The sequence below is a fragment of the Stenotrophomonas sp. CFBP 13725 genome (assembly GCF_014841935.1).
GTDB lineage: Bacteria > Pseudomonadota > Gammaproteobacteria > Xanthomonadales > Xanthomonadaceae > Stenotrophomonas.
This window is the reverse complement of the sequence record NZ_JACYUV010000015.1, coordinates 1-20,239: the sequence shown is the minus strand read 5'-3', so window position 1 is coordinate 20,239 and position 20,239 is coordinate 1. Positions and strand designations below refer to the sequence as shown.

The window sequence follows — 20,239 nt, the reverse complement described above, 5'->3', positions numbered from 1 at the left end:
CCTGTTCATTGCCGGCTCATTCGCCGCGTTCCAATCGGGCGATTTCCTCGGCACGGGCGGACAGGATCAGCGCCGCGGCGCGCTCCTGGTCCAGCCCCTCGATGCCGAATTCAACCACCTCGTCGGCAGCCAGGTCCGACAGGTCCTCACCGGTGCGCACGCCATGGCTGGCCAGGGCGTAGGCGGTAACCTCGTCCATGCCTTCCAGGGCCAGCAGGTCGTCGGCGGGAACGCCGTCTTCCAGGCCTTCTTCAACGGCCAGCGCCTCGTTGAGCAGCGCGTCACGGGCTCGTGCGCGCAGTTCCTCGACGATGTCCTCGTCGAAGCCTTCCACCGCCAGCAGCTCGCCGACGGGTACATACGCGATTTCTTCGACAGTGCCGAAGCCTTCGCTCACCAGGATGCTGGCGATCTCTTCGTCCACTTCCAGCTTGTCCATGAACAGCTGGCGGGCCGAGGTCTGCTCGGCTTCGGACTTGGCGGTCACCTGATCCTGGGTCATCACGTTCAACTGCCACCCGGTCAGGCGGCTGGCCAGGCGAACGTTCTGTCCGCCCTTGCCGATGGCCTGGGCCAGGCGGTCTTCCGCCACGGCCAGATCCATGGAGTGCTTGTCTTCATCGACGATGATCGACTGCACTTCGGCCGGCGCCATCGCATTGATGACGAAGTTGGCCGGATTCTCGTTCCACAGCACGATGTCCACGCGCTCGCCATTGAGCTCGTTGGACACGGCCTGCACGCGCGAACCGCGCATGCCGATGCAGGCACCGATCGGATCGGTACGGGTGTCATGGGCCAGCACGGCGATCTTGGCGCGGTCGCCCGGATCACGTGCACAGGCCATGATTTCCACCAGGCCCTGGCCGACTTCCGGCACTTCCAGCTTGAACAGCTCGATCATGAACTCCGGCGCGGCGCGGCTGATGAACAGCTGCGGGCCACGCGGCTCGGAGCGCACTTCAGCCAGATAGCCGCGCACGCGGTCACCGGCACGCAGCACGTCGCGCGGGATGCCTTTGTCTTTCGGGATGAAGCCCTCGGCGTTGCCGCCCAGGTCGACGAAGATATTGCCGCGCTCGGCACGCTTGACCACACCGGTGATCAGCTCGCCGACGCGATCCTTCCATGCATCCACCACCTGCTGCCGCTCGGCCTCGCGCACACGCTGCACGATGACCTGCTTGGCGGCCTGGGCGGCGATGCGGCCGAAGTCCGGGTTTTCGATCTGTGCTTCGACGTAGTCACCGACTTCGGCGCCTTCCTGTTCGTCGATGGCATCCATCAGGCGGATCTGGCGGTCCGGAGACTCCATGACCACGTCGTCGGCGACCACTTCCCAGCGGCGGAAGGTTTCGTACGTGCCGTCCTTGTGGTCGATGACCACGCGCGCCAGCACTTCCTCGTCGGGGTAGCGCTTCTTCGCGGCCGACGCCAGAGCGGCTTCGATCGCGTCGAAAATCACTTCACGCGGCACGCCTTTTTCATTGGCGACCGCGTCAACTACCAGCAGAAGTTCCTTGCTCATTGGCTCACTCCGCGCGCGGCTTCTTGGCCGCAGGCTCGTTGGATGGATTCTTGTTCGGCTTCGGCTGCTTGGCAGGACCGGTCGGCTTGCTCGGGGCCAGCCCCAGCGCCACCCAGTCCGGCATGATGCGTGCCTTGTCGATGTTGTCGGCCGACACCACCAGCGTGGTCTTGTCGACAGTGAAACTGATCGTGCCCTGCTCTGCGTCGACCGAGTCGATACGGCCCTGCAGACGGCGACGATTCTCCTGCGGCAGCTTCAGCTGCACCTTGGCGTTCTGCCCCAGGTGCTGGCCGAACTGCTGCAGGTTGAACAGCGGACGATCCACGCCAGGCGATGAAACCTCCAGCGTATAATTTCCGCTGATCGGATCTTCGACGTCCATCTGCGCGGACACTTCGCGACTGACGCGCTCGCAGTCCTCGACGTTGATGGTGCGCTCGTCCTGCTCGGCGATCAGCACGTCGATGTACAGACGCAGCGTGGCGCCGCCGGGTGCGGGCAGATACTCGACGCCCAGCAGTTCCAGGCCCAGCGCATCGACGGTGGGGCCGAGCAGATTCGCGATTTCGGTTGCCTTGTCGCTCACAGCCTGCCTTGTTGTTGAATGTGGATGGTGTCCGGACCCGCAGTGGGCCCGTTCCGGAAACGAAAAAGGGCCCGCTGGGCCCTTTGTCCGGTGAAATCCGGTCATTGGATTCCGGCCGCAGGGCGCGCTGACGCGATCCCCTGCGAAGCCCAACTTCTGGTCGAAGCCGGTGGCGGGATGGTCGCACTCATTGCAGAGCCCGCCATCAGATATACCGCCAGCCCGCTGATGATAGACCTTGCACCGGGTTGGTGCAAGCTGCGGATGCTGCCTTCGCCTGCGGAGGCCCTTCCTGCAAGGCTCCAACGAAAAAAGCGACCCCGTTTCCGGAATCGCTTTCTCGTCTGATGCCTAGTTGGTAGCGGGGGCAGGATTTGAACCTGCGACCTTCGGGTTATGAGCCCGACGAGCTGCCAGACTGCTCCACCCCGCACCAGAAGCGGAATTATGCAGCATTCTGCTGCGCCGCGCAACCCCTGTTGAACTTTCCCCTCGTTGGAGAAGGTCGAACGGGTGAGACCCCCTCGCGGCGGGCGGAAAAGCCACCGCCGGGGTTAGGCCGGGCGACGGGGCTGGTCGGGGGACGGCAAAGACTGCATCCATGCGTGCCTCGTTTCGCGCCATCCATGGCGCTCAACGCCCCCGCCCAGCCCCACCGCCCGGCCTCTGACAGGTTCCGTGGCCGCCCGCCGCGTATGAAGAAAAAGAAAAGCGGTAGCGCCGACCCGTGGTCGGCGAGCGCAGCGGGCCGTTGGCGGGAACATTCCGCCGACCATGGGTCGGCGCTACCGCAGGCGTCGTTGACCCGTCGGGTGGAGGGAGCCCCTGAGTCAGGGGCGGCCGCGAAGCGGCGGGGTGTGGGTGTTGGTGAGACGGGGCCCATGGTTTGCGAAGCAAAGCGTGGGAGCGGCAGCGCGAATGCGATGACGTGGACCCGCGCCATGGATGGCGCGAAACGAGGCCCGCATGGATGCGGTCCTTGCCGTCCCCCGCCAACCCACCCCGTCCCGCCCGACCAGCAGCCTTGCAGCTTTTGCAGTTGCAGTTGCAGTTGCAGTTGCCTGCCTTCTGCTTGCGCGGCCAGCGCATCCGAACCCCCATAACGAAAAAAGCGACCCCGTTTCCGGAGTCGCTTGTTCGTCTTGGTAGCGGGGGCAGGATTTGAACCTGCGACCTTCGGGTTATGAGCCCGACGAGCTGCCAGACTGCTCCACCCCGCATCAGAAGTGGTTGAATTGCTGCCCCGCGAGGGAGGCCTCTTGCAACGATGTTCTGGCAGAACCGCTGCAGTCACAACTCAGGAGATGAATATTACACGATTAACGCAGTTTTGTATCGTTTTTTAAGAAATATGTGCAAATGCCTGCTGGCACCACACCATGATCGGGTTCCAGGCCAGGCCCAACGCCAGCAGTGCCAACGCATTCACGCCCAGCACCACACCCAGCACGCGGTCGGTGTTGCGCGGCAGCGGCTCGCCCACCGGCTCATCGAAGTACATGACCTTGATGACCCGCAGGTAGTAGAACGCACCGATCACGGCACACAGCACACCCAGGATCGCCAGCCACAGCATGCCGCCGTTGACCGCCGCGCCCAGCACCGCCAGCTTGGTCCAGAAACCGAGGAACGGGGGAATACCGGCCATCGACGCCATGATGCACAGGATCAGCGCCGCCATCCACGGATTACGGGCATTGAGACCCTTGTAATCGTTGATGTTCTCGGCCTCGAAGCCATTGCGGGACATCGCGATGATCGCGCCGAACGCGGCGGTAGACATGATCGCGTAGCTGAGCGCATAGAACAGCGCGGCCGCGTAGCCCTGCGAGCCGCCACCGGCGATGCCCATCAGCAGGAAACCGATGTGCGACACGGTGGAGAACGCCAGCATGCGCTTCAGGTTGTGCTGGGCGACCGCCATCAGGTTGCCGATCACCAGCGACAAGGCCGCCAAGCCACCGATCAGGATCTTCCACTCATCCGAGAGCGGACCGACGCCCACTTCCAGCAGGCGGTAGGCCATGCCGAACGCCGCCAGCTTCGGGGCCGAACTGATGAACAGCGCGACCGGCGCCGGAGCGCCCTGGTACACGTCAGGCAGCCACATGTGGAACGGCGCCGCGCCCAGCTTGAACGCCACACCGGCGATCATGAAGACCGCACCGGTGAGCAGCAGCATCTTCTCGTCGGAATGCGGGATGGCCGCATTGATCGCATCAAGGTGCAGCGAGCCCGTTGCGCCGTAGATCAGCGACATGCCGTACAGCAGCAGGCCCGATGCCAGCGAACCCAGCACGATGTACTTCATCGCCGCTTCGGACGCCAGGCCGTTGTCACGGTTGCTGGCCACCAGTGCGTACGAGCACAGCGCAAGCAGTTCCAGGCCCAGGTAGACCATCAGCAGGCTGCCGGCGGACACCAGGATCATCATGCCGGCCGTGGCGAACAGCACCAGCACCGGGATCTCCCCCTGGAACAGATTGCGCTCGCGCAGGTAGCTCCAGCCGTACACCAGGCTCAGCCCGCTGCACAGCACGATCACCACCTTCATCACGTCGGCCGCGGTATCGCGCACGAACATGCCGTGGAAGACCTCGCCCTGCCCGCCCGTTCCGGTGGCCAGCATGACCAGCACCACCGCCAGGGCGGCGAGCGAGAACAGATGGGTGATCAGCTTGTTCTGCTTGCTGACGAACAGATCGAGGATCATCAGGGCGAAGGCGCTCGCAACCAGCACCAGCTCGGGAGCGAGCGGGGGCAGGTCAGCGGCGGTCAGTGGCAGCAACGGCGAGGTGGTCATTATCAAATCCTGGAATCAGTTCGCTCGGCAGGCCGATCAGAGCAATTTGCTGGAAGCAATCTGCATCGCCAGCTTGGCGATCGACGGCTCCATCAGGTCGGTCAGCGGCTTGGGGTAGATGCCCAGGGCCAGTACGCCGATGGCGAACACCCCCAGCACCAGCCATTCGCGGCCGTTGATGTCCTTCAGTTCGGCGACGTGCGCATTGGCCACTTCGCCGAAGAAGATGCGCTTGTACAGCCACAGCGTGTAGGCCGCGCCGATGATCAGGGTGGTGGCAGCGCCCAGTGCGATCCACGGATTACGCTGGAAGGCGGCCAGGATGACCATGAATTCACCGACAAACCCGGAGGTACCCGGCAGGCCGGCGTTGGCCATGAAGAACAGCATGGCGAAGGTCGCGAACCACGGCATCACGTTCACCACGCCGCCGTAATCGGCGATGCGGCGGCTGTGCATGCGGTCGTACAGCACGCCCACGCACGAGAACATCGCGCCGGACACGAAGCCGTGCGAAATCATCTGCACCATCGCACCCTGCAGGCCCAGGCGCGCGGCGTCGGCATTGCCGGCCTCACGCACCAGCCACAGGGCGATGAAGGTACCCAGGGTGACGAAGCCCATGTGTGCGACCGACGAATAGGCGATCAGCTTCTTCATGTCGTCCTGGACCAGCGCGACCAGACCCACGTAGATCACCGCGATCAGCGACAGGGCGATGACCAGCCACGCCCATTCCTGCGACGCGTCAGGGACGATCGGCAGGTTGAAGCGCAGGAAGCCGTAGCCACCGATTTTCAGCGCGATGGCCGCCAGGATCACCGAACCGGCGGTCGGGGCTTCCACGTGGGCATCGGGCAGCCACGTGTGCACCGGGAACATCGGCACCTTGACCGCGAAGGCGATCAGGAAGGCGAAGAAGATCCAGGTCTGCTCGGTCGCGGTGAGCTGCAGTGCGTACAGGTCAGCCAGCTGGAAGCTGCCGCCCTTCAGGTACAGGTAGACCAGCGCCACCAGCATCAGAACCGAGCCGAGGAAGGTGTAGAGGAAGAACTTCAGCGCGGCATAGATGCGGCGCGGGCCGCCCCAGACACCGATGATCAGGAACATCGGGATCAGCATCGCTTCGAAGAACACGTAGAACAGCATCGCATCGGTAGCGGCGAAGATGCCGACCGTGACGCCTTCCAGGATCAGGAAGGCGGCAACGTACTGGTTCACGCGCTTGTCGATGGCACTCCATGCGCCGATCAGGGCCAACACGCTGACCAGCGTGGTCAGCGCGATCAGCGCGATGGCGATGCCGTCGACGCCGAGGTTGTAGCCGATGTCGTACGCCGGGATCCAGGCGCGGGTTTCGACGAACTGGAGCGCGTCGATACCCGGGTCATAACCGGTGAGCAGCGGGATGCTCAGGGCGAAGGTCAGCAGCGCGACACCCAGCGACGCCCAGCGGGCGGTCTGCGCATCACGGATGGCAAGGACCAGGGCGCCACCGATGATCGGCAGCCAGATGAGGACACTAAGTAGGGGCCAGTTCGACACGTTTTCTTATTCCGTACAGGTCATCAACGCAGGTAATGCATCAGCAGGCCCAGAAGGGCAATCAGGCCGATGATCATCGCGAAGGCGTAGTGATAGAGGAAACCGGATTGGGTACGACGCAGCACATTGGCTGCTACGTCCGCCCCACGTGCGACCAGGTTGACGGTGCCATCGACGATGTTCGTGTCGATCCAGCGCGCCACCTTGCCCAGCTTGACGCTGCCGCCGGCGAAGCCGTCGATCCACAGCGTGTCCATGCCGTACTTGTTTTCCAGTACCGAAACAATCGGAGCAAACGTCCTGCGCGCCTTGCCCGACAGGTCCGGCTTCCACAGGTAGAAGATCACAGCCAGCAGGAAGCCTGCCACGGTCAGGAAGAACGGCGGCAGGGTCATGCCGTGCAGCGCGAACGCCACCGGACCGTGGAAGTGCTCGCCGAGGAAGCCGACCGTGTTCTTTGCCGGGTCATAGAAGTCCACGATGCCGGTGAAGAAGTTGGTGGCCTGGCCCTTGATGCCTTCGTGCGCGTGATGCCCGGCCCAGTCGGTGCCGTGCAGCATCGGACCGATGCTGAAGAAGCCGATAAGGATCGAGGGGATCGCCAGCAGGATCAGCGGCAGCGTCACCACCCACGGGGTTTCGTGCGGCTCGTGCGGACCGTGGCCATGGCTGTGGTCGTCATGACCTGCATGGGCATCGGCGGCATGGGCATCGACCGCATGCGCGTCGGCGGCATGCGCATGGTCATCGTGCGCAGTCGCATCGTGGCCATGACCATGGTCGTCATGCGCCACGTCACGGAAGCGCTCCTTGCCATGGAAGGTCAGGAACAGCAGGCGGAAGCTGTAGAAGCTGGTGACCAGCACGCCGCCCAGTACCGCCCAGTATGCGTAAGTCGCAACCCAGCTGTTGGACATGTGCGCGTGGATCTCGGCGGCCTCGATGATGGTGTCCTTCGAGTAGAAGCCGGAGAAGAACGGCGTGCCGACCAGGGCCAACGTACCGATCCACATGGTGATGAAGGTGATCGGCATGTACTTGCGCAGGCCGCCCATCTTGCGCATGTCCTGCTCGTGGTGCATGGCGATGATCACCGAGCCCGCGCCGAGGAACAGCAGCGCCTTGAAGAAGGCGTGGGTCATCAGGTGGAACACGGCGGCCGAGTACGCCGACACACCCAGCGCAACGGTCATGTAACCCAGCTGGGACAGCGTGGAGTACGCGACGACGCGCTTGATGTCGTTCTGCACGATGCCGATGAGGCCGGTGAAGAACGCCGTGGTCGCACCGATGAACAGCACGAAGTTCAGCGCGGTCGGCGACAGCTCGAACAGCGGCGACATGCGCGTCACCATGAAGATGCCGGCGGTGACCATGGTCGCGGCGTGGATCAGCGCCGAGATCGGCGTCGGTCCTTCCATCGAGTCCGGCAGCCACACGTGCAGCGGGACCTGGGCCGACTTGCCCATGGCGCCGATGAACAGGCAGATGCAGATCACCGTGGCACTGCCCCAGATGACCGGCTGGTCGAGTACCTGGATGGTGTGCAGGCCGAACAGGCTGATCGAGCCGGACCACACCTGCAGCGCACCGTTGGCCAGTTCCGGATCCATGATCTTGGCGAACACGGTGGCGTAGTCGAGGGTCCCGAACACCCACATCACGCCGCCGATGCCGAGCAGGAAGCCGAAGTCACCGACACGATTGACCAGGAAGGCCTTCATGTTGGCGAAGATCGCGGTCGGGCGCTTGAACCAGAAGCCGATCAACAGGTAGGAGACCAGACCCACCGCTTCCCAGCCGAAGAACAGCTGCAGGAAGTTGTTGCTCATCACCAGCGTGAGCATGGAGAAGGTGAACAGCGAGATGTAGCTGAAGAAGCGCTGGTAGCCCGGATCTTCTTCCATGTAGCCGATGGTGTAGATGTGCACCAGCAGCGACACGAAGGTCACCACCACCATCATCATCGCGGTCAGCTTGTCGACCATGAAGCCGACGTGTGCCGAGTACTGGCCCACTTCGAAGAAGGTGTACAGGTTTTCGTTGAACGGCTGCGCGCCGCCCCACAGCAACTGGTAGAAGGTGTATATCGACAGGGCGCAGCTGACGGCCACGCCGAGGATGGTGATGGTCTGCGCGCCGAGGCGCCCGACCTGACGACCGAACAGGCCGGCGATGATGCTGCCGAACAGCGGTGCAAGCACCACTGCGATCAACAGACTCTTGGCGAGTGTGATTTCCATCTGTTAATCAGCCCTTCAACGAATCGACTTCGCCGACATTGATCGTTCGACGTGTACGGAACAGGGTCACCAGGATCGCCAGGCCGATAGCGGCCTCGGCGGCTGCCACGGTCAGGATGAAGAACACGAACAGCTGGCCGGCCGTGTCACCCAGTTCCCGCGAGAACCCGACGAAATTGATGTTCACCGACAGCAGCATCAGCTCGATGGACATCAACAGGACGATGACGTTCTTCCGGTTGAGGAAGATGCCGGCCAGGCTGATGCAGAACAGCACCGCGCCCAGCGCCAGGATATGGCCCAACGTGATCATGGCTTGGTCTCCTCGCCGGTGGCCGGCATGTCGACGGCAGCCTTGGTGTTGCTGTGCACGAACGGCGTTTCGACGTCCATCTTCACCACCGTCAGGCGGTCACGCGACTTGACCATCGTCTGCTCGCCGGGGTTCTGCGTCTTGATGCCGGTGCGCTGGCGCAGGGTCAGCATCACGGCGGCGACCACAGCGACGGTCAGGATGACCGCAGCGAACTCGAACGGCAGCAGGTATTCAGTGAACAGGCTGCGTGCCAACCAAGTGATGTTGGAGGTGTCAGCCGCCAGCGCCGCCGCGTTGTCGGCCGGGAACGGCGTCACCGCCCTGCCCCGCACGCCGATCAGGGTGACGATCTGCACCAGCATCACCACCGCGACCACCAGCCCGACCGGCAGGTAACGCACCCAGCCCTCGCGCAGGTTGTCGGTGTCGATGTCCAGCATCATCACCACGAACAGGAACAGCACCATCACCGCGCCGACATACACCAGCACCAGCGCCACGCCGAGGAACTCGGCACCGACCAGGATCCAGATACAGGCGACGGAGAAGAAAGTCAGCACCAGGCAGAGCACGGCGTTGACCGGGCTGCGCGCACTGATCACCGCCGCTGCCGACACACTGGCTGCGATGGCGAAAACCCAGAAAGCGATATTTACCCAATCCATGTCTCGACCTCAGCGGTAAGCGGCGTCGGCGGCACGGCGCTCGGCGATTTCGGACTCAAGCCGATCACCCAGGGCCAGCAGCTGCGGCTTGGTAACGATGTTCTCGCCACGATTCTCGAAGTGGTACTCGAGGATGTGGGTCTCGACGATCGAGTCCACCGGGCAGCTTTCTTCGCAGAAGCCACAGAAGATGCACTTGAACAGATCGATGTCGTAACGCGTGGTGCGGCGGGTGCCGTCCTCGCGCTTGGCCGAATCGATGGTGATGGCCAGCGCCGGGCAGACCGCCTCGCACAGCTTGCAGGCGATGCAGCGCTCTTCACCGTTCGGATAACGGCGCAGGGCGTGCAGGCCGCGGAAGCGCGGGGACTGCGGGAACTTTTCCATCGGGTACATCATCGTGTACTTCGGTTTGAAGCTGTACTTCAGCGTCAGCCACAGACCGGCCAACAGCTCCAGCAGCAGCAGGCTCTTGAAGTAATGGGTAATCCTGTTCATTACGTTAGACACCCTTTTGAATCACGCCGAAGAACACCATCAAGGCGGTGACCGCGATCCAGAAAATGGTCAGCGGGATGAAGACCTTCCAGCCCAGCCGCATGATCTGGTCGTAGCGGAAACGCGGGAAGCTGGCACGGAACCAGATGTAGGCGCTGGCGAAGAAGAAGACCTTGATGAACAGCCACGGCCAGCCACCGGTCCAGATCCAGTCGATGAACGGCGAGATCGCACCCGGATTGACCCAACCCTGGATCGGGCTCAGCCAGCCACCGAGGAAGAAGATCGCGATCAGGAAGCTGATCAGGATCATGTTCGCGTATTCGGCCAGGAAGAACAGCGCGAACGCACCACCGGAGTACTCGACCATGTGACCGGCGACGATTTCCGATTCGCCTTCCACCACGTCGAACGGCGCGCGGTTGGTTTCGGCCACGCCGGACACCCAGTACACGATGAACAGCGGGAACAGCGGCAGCAGGAACCAGTCGAGGAAGCCGGAGCTGCCGGCCTGCGCCATCACGATGCCGGTCAGGTTGAGGCTGCCCGAAGCGATCATCACGCCGACCAGGGCAAAGCCCATCGCGATTTCGTAGCTGATCATCTGCGCCGAGGCGCGCATCGCACCCAGGAACGCATACTTCGAGTTGGATGCCCAGCCCGCCAGGATGATGCCGTACACACCCAGCGAGGTCATCGCCAGCAGGTACAGCAGGCCGGCGTTGGCATTGGACAGCACCAGCTGTGCATCAAAGGGCACCACCGCCCAGGCCGCGAAGGCCGGTGCGAGGGTGATCAGCGGAGCCAGCAGGAACAGCACCTTGTGCGCGTTGGCCGGCTGCAGCACTTCCTTGAACAGCAGCTTGAAGACGTCGGCGAAGGCCTGGAAGATGCCCATGCCCACGTACATCGGGCCGTGGCGGACATGCATCCAGCCGATCAGCTTGCGTTCCCAGACCACATAGAAGGCCACCGAGATGATCACCGGCATGGTGATCACCAGGATCTTCAGGATGATCCACAGCAGCGCGCCGATGTCACCAAGGCCAAGCAGCCACTGGTGCAGCGGGTCCACTGCGTTCAACAGCAATTCGTTCATGCAGCCACCACCGTTACACGAGCGGCACCCAGCGGTGCGGTTGCACCGTGGCCCGATTCAATCCAGACCGACCCTGCCGCGACGCGGCGGTCGACCACCACCGGCAGCGTGGCACGGCCGGCGTCGGTGCCGACCTTGGCCATCTGCCCTTCCTGCAGCTGCAGGCGCGCGGCATCGTCGGCATTGAGCACGATGCGCGGGGCAGTGTTCAGCGGATGCGACTGCAGCGCCGGGGCGCGGCGGACGACGGCGTCGGTACGGTAGATCGCTGCGGTCGACGCGACTTCCAGACCCTCGTTGCTCACGGCAACGGCGGTGGAAGCCGCCACGTTCACACTCACCGGTGCCAGACTGGCGCGCAGGCCGGCCAGATCGGTGAACTCGAAACCAGCCAGCGCCATCTCGCCACCCAGTGCACGCAGCACGCGCCAGCCTTCGCGGGCCTCACCCGGCAGCTTGCCGCCGGCGCGTGCCGACTGCGAGCGACCATCGAGATTGGTCAGCGTGGCGTCGATTTCCGGCAGCGCACCGATCGGCAGGATCACGTCGGCGACGTCGCGGGTCGAGGCACAGGCGAACTGGCTGAAGGCCACGACCTGCGCACCGGCCAGCGCCTTGCGGGCGGCGGGGGCGTCGGCGAAATCCAGGCCCGGCTCGAGGCCATAGACCACGTAGGCCTGGCGCGGCTGCGCCAGCATGGCGGCCACATCCTTGCCCGCCGGCAGCACGCCGGCACGGGTGAGGCCGATGGCATTGGCGCCCTGCGGGATACGGCACAACCGGGCGCCGGTTGCCGCAGCGAAATCACGCGCAGCGGCGCGGATCGCAGCAGCCTGCGGATGGTTCTCGGCAATACCACCGACGATCAGCACGGTGTTGCGACCGCCCTGCACCGCCGTACGCAGCTCGGCGTTGGCCAGCGCGTCGACGAACTTCGACGGAGCGACGATCTGCTTGCCGGCAATGCTGAAAGCGAAGTCGAAGTCGACGGGGTTGACCACGTGGATCTTCGCGCCGTTGCTGGTCTGCGCCTTGCGCAGACGGGCGTGCAGCAGGGGCAGCTCGTGGCGGACATTGCTGCCCAGCACGACGATCTGGTCGGCCCCTTCGATCTCGGCCAGCGGCAGGCCGAACACCTCGGCCGTGGCGGCGTCGGAGAAGTCGCGATTGGTGATGCGGTGATCGAGGTTCGTGCTGCCCAAGCCCGAAGCCAGGCGGGCCAGCAGCGCGCCCTCTTCGTTCGAGGTGGACGGATGCACCAGCACGCCCAGGGCATCGCCCTGGTTGGCCTTGAGGATGTCCGCCGCGGCGGCCAGACCTTCGGCCCAGCTCACTTCCTTCCACTCACCATTGACCTTGCGCAGCGGCTTGACCGCACGGTCTTCGCTGTACAGGCCCTGATGCGAATAACGGTCACGGTCGGACAGCCAGCACTCGTTGACCAGCTCGTTGTCGCGAGGCACGGTGCGCAGCACTTCGCCGCGACGCACGTGCAGGAACAGGTTCGAGCCCATCGCATCGTGGTAACCGAGCGATTCACGCGCGGTCAGTTCCCACGGACGCGCGCGGAACTGGAACACTTTGTTCGTCAGCGCGCCCACCGGGCAGACGTCGACCACGTTGCCGGACAGTTCGGTGGTCAACGGCTTGCCGTCGTAGGTACCGATCTGCAGATTCTCGCCGCGGTACATGCCACCCAGTTCGTAGGTGCCGGCCACGTCGGCGGTGAAGCGGACGCAGCGCGTGCACTGGATGCAGCGGGTCATTTCGGTGGCCACCAGCGGCCCCATGTCCTCGTCCACCACCACGCGCTTGCGCTCGTTGAAGCGGCTGACCGAACGGCCATAACCCAGCGACACGTCCTGCAGCTCGCACTCACCGCCCTGGTCACAGACCGGGCAGTCCAGCGGATGGTTGATGAGCAGGAACTCCATCACCGAACGCTGGAACTTGAGTGCCTTTTCGCTGCGGGTGGCAACCTTCATGCCATCCATCACCGGCGTGGCACAGGCAGGCGCCGGCTTCGGCGACTTCTCCACGTCCACCAGGCACATACGGCAGTTGGCCGCGATCGGCAGCTTCTCGTGGTAGCAGAAGCGCGGGATCGGAATGCCGGCTTTATCGGCCGCCTGGATGATCATCGAGCCCTTCGGCACGACCAGCGACTGGCCGTCGATTTCGACGGTGACGTGATCCGGTGGCACGCTCTGATTTACGGGTTGCGCGCTCATGCGGCAGCAGCCTCCACCTTCTTGCCGTCAACCATCGAATGACCGTTGACGATGTAGTACTCGAATTCGTCCCAGAACTGGCGCAGGAAACCCTGGATGGGCCATGCCGCCGCTTCACCGAACGCGCAGATGGTGTGGCCTTCGATCTGGCCGGCCACGGCCTTCAACTGGTGCAGGTCTTCCATCGTGGCCTTGCCGGCGACGATGCGCTCCAGCACCCGGTGCATCCAGCCGGTGCCTTCGCGGCACGGCGTGCACTGACCACAGGATTCCTTGTGGAAGAACTGGCTGATGCGGCAGGCGAACTTGACGCAGCACACGCTGTCATCCAGCACCACGATGGCGCCCGAACCCAGGCCGGTGCCCAGGGCACGCAGGGTGTCGTAGTCCATCTGCAGGCCCTTCAGCTCTTCGGCCTTCAGCACCGGCATGGACACACCACCCGGCACCGCGCCCTTCAGCGTGCGGCCCGGCTTCAGGCCACCGGCCATTTCCAGCAGCTCGTCGAAGGTGGTGCCCAGCGGCACCTCGAAGTTTCCGCCCTGCTGTACGCAGCCGGACACCGAGAAGATCTTCGGACCGCCGTTCTTGGTCAGCGACAGACCGGCGAACCACTCCGGACCGTTGCGGATGATCGCCGGCACCGAGGCATAGGTCTCGGTGTTGTTGATCGTGCTGGGCTTGCCGTACAGGCCGAAGTTCGCCGGGAACGGCGGCTTGTAACGTGGCTGGCCCTTCTTGCCTTCCAGCGATTCCATCAGCGCGGTTTCTTCGCCGCAGATGTAGGCGCCAGCGCCCAGTGCACCGTAGATGTCGATGTCCACGCCGCTGCCGAGGATGTCCTTGCCCAGCCAGCCGTTCGCATACGCGTCGGCCAGTGCCTGTTCGAAGTTCTCGAACGGCTCGTGGTGGAACTCACCACGCAGGTAGTTGTAGCCCACGGTGCTACCGGTGGCGTAGCAGGCGATCGCCATGCCTTCGACCACCGAATGCGGGTTGTAACGCAGGATGTCGCGGTCCTTGCAGGTACCCGGCTCGGATTCATCCGAGTTGCACAGGATGTACTTCTGCATCGTGCCCTTGGGCATGAAGGACCACTTCAGGCCGGTCGGGAAACCGGCGCCGCCACGGCCGCGCAGGTTCGACTGCTTGACCATCTCGATGACCTGCTCCGGGCTGATCTTCTCTTCGAGGATCCTGCGCAGGGCGGCATAGCCACCGGTCTTGAGATAGCTTTCGTATGACCACGGAGTGTCGTAATGCAGGGTGGTGTAGACCACCTGGTGCGGCAACGGTGCGGGACCGACCGGACCACTGGGTGCGTGATGATGTGCCATGGCTTACTCCAACCCGTCCAGCAGCTCGTCGACTTTCTCGACGGTCAGGCGCTCGTGGTAATGGCCATTGATGACCATCATCGGCGCTCCAGCACAACCGGCCAGGCATTCTTCTTCGCGTTTCAGGTAGATGCGGCCGTCGGCGGTGGACTGGCCGGTCTTGCAGCCGAGCTTCTTCTCGGCATGCGCAACCAGGTCCTCGGCGCCATTCAACCAGCAGCTGATGTTGGTGCAGAAGGCCACGTTGTGGCGGCCGACCTTTTCCAGCTCGAACATCGAGTAGAAGCTGGCGACCTCATAGGCCCATACCGGCGGCAGGTCCAGGTACTTGGCCACGCCGGCGATCAGCTCGTCGGTCAACCACCCGCCGTTCTGTTCCTGCGCGGCGTGCAGGCCCTGCAGCACAGCCGAACGCTTGCGGTCCGGCGGGAACTTGGACAGCCAGTGCTCGATGTGAGCACGGGTCTTGTCGCTCAGCACCACCATCGGATCGACGTCGCGCGCCGCCTCGAAATTACCTGTCGCCTTCATCGGCCGACCTCAGCGAAATGCATGTCTTGGAATTCCATATGCTGCGGCGCCGGCTTGCGCCGGCTGCCTGCAGGAAAGAGGGTCAGGTCGGCCGGATTCACCGGTCGACCTCGCCGAACACCAGGTCGTAGGTGCCGATCATCGCCACCACGTCGGCCAGCATGTGGCCGCGCACGATCGAATCGATCGAGGACAGATGGGCGAAGCCCGGCGCACGCAGGTGCACGCGGAACGGCTTGTTCGCGCCATCGGACATCAGGTAGCAGCCGAACTCACCCTTCGGCGCTTCGACGGCGGCATAGGTCTCGCCAGCCGGCACGCAGTAGCCTTCACTGAACAGCTTGAAGTGGTGGATCAGCGCTTCCATGTCGTCCTTCATCGCCTCGCGGCTGGGCGGCGCGACCTTGAAGTTGTTAACGATCACCGGGCCAGGGTTGGCCTTCAGCCACGCCACGCACTGCTTGATGATGCGGTTGGATTCGCGCATTTCCGCCACACGGCACAGATAACGATCGTAGCAATCGCCTTCCTTGCCCAGCGGGATGTCGAAATCGACGGCATCGTACTTCGCGTAAGGGCGCTTCTTGCGCAGATCCCAAGCGATGCCCGAGCCACGCAGCATCACGCCGGTCATGCCCCACTGATGGGCCAGCTCCGGGGTGACCACGCCGATACCGACGGTACGCTGCTTCCAGATACGGTTATCGGTGAGCAGGGTCTCGTATTCGTCGACGCGACCCGGGAATTCGTTGGTGAAGTTCTCGATGAAGTCCAGCAGCGAGCCTTCGCGCGATGCATTGAGCTGCTTCAGGGCATTGCCCTTGTGCCAGCGCGACTCCTTGTACTTCGGCATATGGTCCGGCAGGTCGCGGTAGACGCCGCCCGGACGATAGTACGCAGCGTGCATGCGTGCGCCGGAGACCGCTTCATAGCAGTCCATCAGCTCTTCGCGCTCACGGAAGGCGTACAGCATCACCGCCATCGCGCCCAGATCGAGCGCATTGGAGCCCAGCCACATCAGGTGGTTCAGGATGCGGGTGATTTCGTCGAACATGGTGCGGATGTACTGCGCACGCTCCGTCGCCTCGATTCCCATCAGGGTCTCGATGGCGCGCACGTAAGCGTGCTCGTTGCACATCATCGACACGTAATCCAAGCGGTCCATGTAACCGATGGACTGGTTGAACGGCTTGGATTCGGCGAGCTTTTCGGTACCACGGTGCAGCAGGCCGACGTGCGGATCGGCACGCATGATGGTCTCGCCGTCCATTTCCAGGATCAGGCGCAGCACACCGTGCGCGGCCGGATGCTGCGGACCGAAGTTCATCGTGTAATTGCGGATTTCCTGCCGACGCTCGGCCGTGTTGCTGGCGAACGCCTGGTGCGCCTGCTCGAACTGACTCACTTCACTGCCTCCTGCGAACGCTCGCCGGCCGCGGTCTGCAGGCGGGCGTCGTCACGGATCACGCGCGGCACGCCGACGCGCGGCTCCACCGAGGTGACCGGCTCATAGACCACGCGCTTCTTTTCTTCGTCGTAGCGCACTTCGACGTTGCCGATCAGCGGGAAGTCCTTGCGGAACGGATGACCGACAAAGCCATAGTCGGTCAGGATGCGGCGCAGGTCCGGATGGCCTTCGAAGATAACGCCGAACAGGTCGAACGCTTCGCGCTCGAACCAGTTCAGTCCCGGCCAGATGTCGGTCAGCGACGCGACCACCGGCAAGCCTTCGTTCGGCGCGAAACAGCGCAGGTGCATCATCAGGTTGTGCTGGTACGAGCGCACCTGCGCCACCACGGCGAAACGCTGGGTCGGCATGTGCTGCGGCTGCGCGCCACCGGCATCCTCTTCGCTGGGGAATTCACCCCAGGCGAAGCGACCGGCGCCCTTGCCTTCGACACCGCGACTGAAGCCCTGCGAAGACACGTCTGCGGTGTCCCATTCGTCAGAGCCGTAGCCGAGATAATCGACGCCGCACAGGTCAACGGCCTGCTCGAAACCAAATTCGTCACGCAGCGCCAGCGCGGTGGCGTGCCAATCGGCGGCAGGCACTTCCAGCGTCACTTCGCCGCGGGGTTCGACCACGATGACCTGGCCGCCAGCGAAGCGGGCGGAAAGTCGGTCGATGAAGGATGCTTGCTCTGCCATGGGGGCTTGGCGCGCTCTTGATAAGGTGGGAAGGGTCAGCGGGCGATGGTCTGCGTACGCCAGATCTTCTTCTGCAGCTGCAGGATCCCGTACACAAGCGCCTCGGCAGTCGGCGGGCAGCCCGGGACATAGATGTCCACCGGGACCACGCGATCGCAACCGCGGACCACCGAATACGAATAATGGTAATAACCGCCGCCATTGGCGCAGCTACCCATCGAGATGACCCACTTCGGGTCCGGCATCTGGTCGTAGACCTTGCGCAGCGCCGGGGCCATCTTGTTGACCAGCGTACCGGCCACGATCATCACGTCGGACTGGCGCGGCGACGGGCGGAACACCACACCGTACCGGTCCAGATCCAGGCGCGCAGCGCCGGCGTGCATCATTTCAACGGCGCAGCAGGCCAGACCAAAGGTCATCGGCCACATCGAACCGGTACGCGCCCAGTTCAGCAGGGCATCGACGCTGGTGGTGACATAGCCTTTTTCCAGCAGCGGATTATCGCCGGCCGGCCGCAGGATGTCGTCAACCCGCCCTTCGGGGCTGGGGTTGTTCATCAGGCCGTCGAGAGTTTGGATCACTCCCATTCCAGCGCTCCCTTCTTCCAGACATAAATGAAGCCGAGGAACAGCATGCCGACGAACAGACCCATGGTGACCAGCGAACGGGCGCCGAGCTCCATGAAGACCTGGGTCCAGGGCACGATGAAGATGATTTCCAGATCGAAGACGATGAACTGGATCGCGATCAGGTAATAGCGCACATCGAACTTCATGCGCGCGTCTTCAAAAGCCTCGAAGCCGCATTCGTACGGCGAGAGCTTCTGCAGATCGGGACGGCGTGGGCCGAGGAATCGGCCAATCAGCATCAGCGTAATGCCGATACCGGTGGCGACGATCAGAAACAGCAGAGACGGCAAATATTCGGCCAGCACAGCGATTCTCTCTTGCCTCTGCCGCCGCGCCTGCAGGCGCTTTGGCATGGGGGAGTGGACGGGGACAACGCTACCCGGCGCAGAGCGCGCCGGACGTACCCGCTTTACTTACTAAATGGTGCCCAAGAGGGGACTCGAACCCCTACGACCTAAGTCGCTACCACCTCAAGGTAGTGCGTCTACCAATTCCGCCACCTGGGCTTACGATCGCGCTGGACTATCATTCCAGTGCGCGGCGTATTGTAACCGTCTTCAGTCTTTCTGGGAGCCTTCCGGCTGCTTTTCTTCACCAGAATTTGAAGATTCCGCCTGAGCCGGCACAGTCGCGGCCGGAACCGGCTGCTGCGCGGGCTGCTGGACCGGCACGGCATTGGCTGCCGGCACCGTGGCCGGGCGCTCGCCTGCCGGGGCGGCCGGCACGCTGGCGGCCGGCACGCTGGCGGCCGGCGCGGCCATCAGACCGAGATCCTGCTGCGCCGCCGGGCGGCTGCCATGGCCGGCGTACCAGGCCATGAACAAGCTGATACCGAAGAACACCACGGCCAGCCATTTGGTCGACTTCGACATGAAGTTCGAGGCACCCCGTGCACCGAACACCGTGCCCGAGGCACCGGCACCAAAGCCCGAACCGGCGGCCGCACCGGAACCACGCTGCATCAGGATGAGCGCGATCATGGCCACTGCCACCAGCACGTAAACGACATTGAGGATCAACATCAGCATCTGGAATCCGTCCTCGGACTACTTCTAATCAGGTTGCAGCCGCCGCCTGGGCGATGGCCAGAAAATCGGCAGCCACCAATGAGGCGCCACCTACCAGCCCACCATCGACGTCGGGCTGTGCGAACAGCTCTGCGGCATTGTCGGGCTTCACGCTGCCACCGTAAAGGATGGTCAGGGAATCGGCAATTCTAGCATCGACCTTGGCCACTTCGCCACGGATGAACGCGTGCACGTCCTGCGCCTGCTCCTTGCTCGCGGTGCGTCCGGTGCCGATGGCCCACACCGGCTCATAGGCGACGACGGCGTTCTGGAAGCCCTGCCCGCCCACGAGCGCGAGCACCGGGGCCAACTGGCTGGCGATCACGCTCTCGGTCTGTCCGGCTTCGCGCTGCTCCAGGGTTTCCCCCACACAGAGGACCGGTACCAGGCCGGCATGCAGGGCTGCAGCGAACTTGCGCGCCACCAGCTCACTGCTTTCGTGGTGGAACTGGCGCCGCTCGGAGTGGCCCACCAGTCCGTAGCGCGCGCCCACCTCGTGCAGCATCGCGGCGGAAACTTCGCCGGTGTACGCGCCCTTTTCATTGCTGCTGACGTCCTGGGCGCCAAAGGCGACGGCGGTGTCGGCGAAATCGTCAACCAGTTCGCCCAGATACGGCAAGGGCGGCAGGATGACCAGTTCAACGCCCTGCTCCGGTGCGCCGTTGGCGATGTCGGTGACCAGGGACGTGGCGAATTCGCGGCTGCCGTGCAGCTTCCAGTTTCCGGCGACGATCTTGCGGCGCATGGGCGATGGCTCCGTTTCGTATCAGCTGGACATGATAACGAATGAAATTATTCGCCGTTGGGTAGTAACCGGTTACACGTTGGTTTGAGGGTGATCGAACGGGTGGGACCCCCTCGCGGTGGGCTCTGACAGCGGGTTACGTGCTTGGGGCCGGGCGGTGGGGCTGGTCGGGGAACGGCAAAAGCCGCTCCTGCGTGCCTCGTTTCGTGCCATCCATGGCGGGGTCCACGTCATCGCATTCGCGCTGCCGCTCCCACGCTTT

Annotated in this window: 18 protein-coding genes and 3 tRNA genes; all 21 read right to left on the bottom strand. The window is 63.7% G+C overall.

The window, feature by feature from the left end; genetic code table 11:
- Positions 1 to 16: 16 nt before the first annotated feature.
- The 21 genes from nusA to tpiA all read right to left on the bottom strand — a co-directional run bounded on the left by nusA (position 17) and on the right by tpiA (position 19,977).
- Positions 17 to 1,528, bottom strand: a complete 1,512-nt coding sequence (gene nusA / locus IFT65_RS17110) for a transcription termination factor NusA (protein WP_188326764.1) — start codon at positions 1,526 to 1,528, stop codon at positions 17 to 19.
- A gap of 4 nt (positions 1,529 to 1,532) precedes the next feature.
- On the bottom strand, positions 1,533 to 2,117 hold the full coding sequence (gene rimP / locus IFT65_RS17105) for a ribosome maturation factor RimP (RefSeq protein ID WP_188326763.1): 585 nt from the start codon (positions 2,115 to 2,117) through the stop codon (positions 1,533 to 1,535).
- A gap of 356 nt (positions 2,118 to 2,473) precedes the next feature.
- Positions 2,474 to 2,550, bottom strand: a tRNA-Met gene (locus IFT65_RS17100).
- Positions 2,551 to 3,260: 710 nt separating this feature from the next.
- Positions 3,261 to 3,337 (bottom strand) — tRNA-Met (locus IFT65_RS17095).
- A 122-nt stretch (positions 3,338 to 3,459) separates the two neighbouring features.
- A complete protein-coding gene (nuoN, locus tag IFT65_RS17090) occupies positions 3,460 to 4,920 on the bottom strand; it encodes an NADH-quinone oxidoreductase subunit NuoN (protein WP_188326762.1) in 1,461 nt (486 codons plus the stop codon).
- Positions 4,921 to 4,956: 36 nt separating this feature from the next.
- Positions 4,957 to 6,465, bottom strand: coding sequence for an NADH-quinone oxidoreductase subunit M (locus tag IFT65_RS17085; protein ID WP_188326761.1), 1,509 nt, complete (start codon positions 6,463 to 6,465; stop codon positions 4,957 to 4,959).
- Between the two features lie 23 nt (positions 6,466 to 6,488).
- The gene (gene nuoL / locus IFT65_RS17080; protein WP_192082589.1) at positions 6,489 to 8,708 is read right to left on the bottom strand and encodes an NADH-quinone oxidoreductase subunit L; all 2,220 of its coding nucleotides are present in this window, start codon (positions 8,706 to 8,708) and stop codon (positions 6,489 to 6,491) included.
- 7 nt (positions 8,709 to 8,715) lie between these two features.
- A complete protein-coding gene (gene nuoK / locus IFT65_RS17075) occupies positions 8,716 to 9,021 on the bottom strand; it encodes an NADH-quinone oxidoreductase subunit NuoK (RefSeq protein WP_042614969.1) in 306 nt (101 codons plus the stop codon).
- Complete coding sequence (locus IFT65_RS17070; RefSeq protein WP_192082587.1) at positions 9,018 to 9,689, bottom strand: NADH-quinone oxidoreductase subunit J; 672 nt, start codon at positions 9,687 to 9,689, stop codon at positions 9,018 to 9,020. The genes nuoK and IFT65_RS17070 overlap by 4 nt, the downstream gene beginning before the upstream one ends.
- Positions 9,690 to 9,698: 9 nt before the next feature.
- Positions 9,699 to 10,187, bottom strand: a complete 489-nt coding sequence (gene nuoI, locus IFT65_RS17065) for an NADH-quinone oxidoreductase subunit NuoI (RefSeq protein WP_005417924.1) — start codon at positions 10,185 to 10,187, stop codon at positions 9,699 to 9,701.
- 4 nt (positions 10,188 to 10,191) lie between these two features.
- Positions 10,192 to 11,286 carry an NADH-quinone oxidoreductase subunit NuoH gene (gene nuoH, locus IFT65_RS17060; RefSeq protein ID WP_188326758.1) on the bottom strand — a complete coding sequence of 365 codons (1,095 nt, stop codon included), beginning with the start codon at positions 11,284 to 11,286 and terminating at the stop codon, positions 10,192 to 10,194.
- Entirely contained in the window at positions 11,283 to 13,517 is a 2,235-nt protein-coding gene (nuoG, locus tag IFT65_RS17055) for an NADH-quinone oxidoreductase subunit NuoG (RefSeq protein ID WP_192082585.1), read from the bottom strand. The genes nuoH and nuoG overlap by 4 nt, the downstream gene beginning before the upstream one ends.
- Entirely contained in the window at positions 13,514 to 14,854 is a 1,341-nt protein-coding gene (nuoF, locus tag IFT65_RS17050) for an NADH-quinone oxidoreductase subunit NuoF (protein ID WP_188326756.1), read from the bottom strand. Before nuoF ends, nuoG begins: the two co-directional genes overlap by 4 nt.
- A gap of 3 nt (positions 14,855 to 14,857) precedes the next feature.
- Positions 14,858 to 15,385, bottom strand: a complete 528-nt coding sequence (gene nuoE / locus IFT65_RS17045; protein ID WP_188326755.1) for an NADH-quinone oxidoreductase subunit NuoE — start codon at positions 15,383 to 15,385, stop codon at positions 14,858 to 14,860.
- 97 nt (positions 15,386 to 15,482) lie between these two features.
- Entirely contained in the window at positions 15,483 to 16,790 is a 1,308-nt protein-coding gene (locus IFT65_RS17040; RefSeq protein WP_192082583.1) for an NADH-quinone oxidoreductase subunit D, read from the bottom strand.
- On the bottom strand, positions 16,787 to 17,533 hold the full coding sequence (locus IFT65_RS17035; RefSeq protein ID WP_188326753.1) for an NADH-quinone oxidoreductase subunit C: 747 nt from the start codon (positions 17,531 to 17,533) through the stop codon (positions 16,787 to 16,789). The genes IFT65_RS17040 and IFT65_RS17035 overlap by 4 nt, the downstream gene beginning before the upstream one ends.
- A gap of 35 nt (positions 17,534 to 17,568) precedes the next feature.
- Positions 17,569 to 18,123, bottom strand: coding sequence for an NADH-quinone oxidoreductase subunit B (locus IFT65_RS17030; RefSeq protein ID WP_182339617.1), 555 nt, complete (start codon positions 18,121 to 18,123; stop codon positions 17,569 to 17,571).
- Positions 18,114 to 18,470 (bottom strand): NADH-quinone oxidoreductase subunit A, encoded by a 357-nt coding sequence (locus IFT65_RS17025; protein ID WP_042614960.1) that lies wholly within the window; start codon positions 18,468 to 18,470, stop codon positions 18,114 to 18,116. Before IFT65_RS17025 ends, IFT65_RS17030 begins: the two co-directional genes overlap by 10 nt.
- A gap of 116 nt (positions 18,471 to 18,586) precedes the next feature.
- A tRNA-Leu gene (locus IFT65_RS17020) sits at positions 18,587 to 18,671 on the bottom strand.
- A 51-nt stretch (positions 18,672 to 18,722) separates the two neighbouring features.
- Positions 18,723 to 19,193 carry a preprotein translocase subunit SecG gene (gene secG / locus IFT65_RS17015; RefSeq protein ID WP_192082581.1) on the bottom strand — a complete coding sequence of 157 codons (471 nt, stop codon included), beginning with the start codon at positions 19,191 to 19,193 and terminating at the stop codon, positions 18,723 to 18,725.
- A gap of 28 nt (positions 19,194 to 19,221) precedes the next feature.
- On the bottom strand, positions 19,222 to 19,977 hold the full coding sequence (gene tpiA / locus IFT65_RS17010; protein WP_192082580.1) for a triose-phosphate isomerase: 756 nt from the start codon (positions 19,975 to 19,977) through the stop codon (positions 19,222 to 19,224).
- Positions 19,978 to 20,239 lie beyond the last annotated feature (262 nt).

Bases quoted from the DNA above. Each gene is read 5' to 3' on its own strand.
- nusA (WP_188326764.1), bottom strand. From the start codon at position 1,528: ATGAGCAAGGAACTTCTGCTGGTAGTTGACGCGGTCGCCAATGAAAAA.
- nuoN (WP_188326762.1), bottom strand. From the start codon at position 4,920: ATGACCACCTCGCCGTTGCTGCCACTGACCGCCGCTGACCTGCCCCCG.
- nuoL (WP_192082589.1), bottom strand. From the start codon at position 8,708: ATGGAAATCACACTCGCCAAGAGTCTGTTGATCGCAGTGGTGCTTGCA.
- nuoK (WP_042614969.1), bottom strand. From the start codon at position 9,021: ATGATCACGTTGGGCCATATCCTGGCGCTGGGCGCGGTGCTGTTCTGC.
- IFT65_RS17070 (WP_192082587.1), bottom strand. From the start codon at position 9,689: ATGGATTGGGTAAATATCGCTTTCTGGGTTTTCGCCATCGCAGCCAGT.
- nuoI (WP_005417924.1), bottom strand. From the start codon at position 10,187: ATGAACAGGATTACCCATTACTTCAAGAGCCTGCTGCTGCTGGAGCTG.
- nuoH (WP_188326758.1), bottom strand. From the start codon at position 11,286: ATGAACGAATTGCTGTTGAACGCAGTGGACCCGCTGCACCAGTGGCTG.
- nuoG (WP_192082585.1), bottom strand. From the start codon at position 13,517: ATGAGCGCGCAACCCGTAAATCAGAGCGTGCCACCGGATCACGTCACC.
- nuoF (WP_188326756.1), bottom strand. From the start codon at position 14,854: ATGGCACATCATCACGCACCCAGTGGTCCGGTCGGTCCCGCACCGTTG.
- nuoE (WP_188326755.1), bottom strand. From the start codon at position 15,385: ATGAAGGCGACAGGTAATTTCGAGGCGGCGCGCGACGTCGATCCGATG.
- IFT65_RS17035 (WP_188326753.1), bottom strand. From the start codon at position 17,533: ATGGCAGAGCAAGCATCCTTCATCGACCGACTTTCCGCCCGCTTCGCT.
- IFT65_RS17030 (WP_182339617.1), bottom strand. From the start codon at position 18,123: ATGGGAGTGATCCAAACTCTCGACGGCCTGATGAACAACCCCAGCCCC.
- secG (WP_192082581.1), bottom strand. From the start codon at position 19,193: ATGCTGATGTTGATCCTCAATGTCGTTTACGTGCTGGTGGCAGTGGCC.
- tpiA (WP_192082580.1), bottom strand. From the start codon at position 19,977: ATGCGCCGCAAGATCGTCGCCGGAAACTGGAAGCTGCACGGCAGCCGC.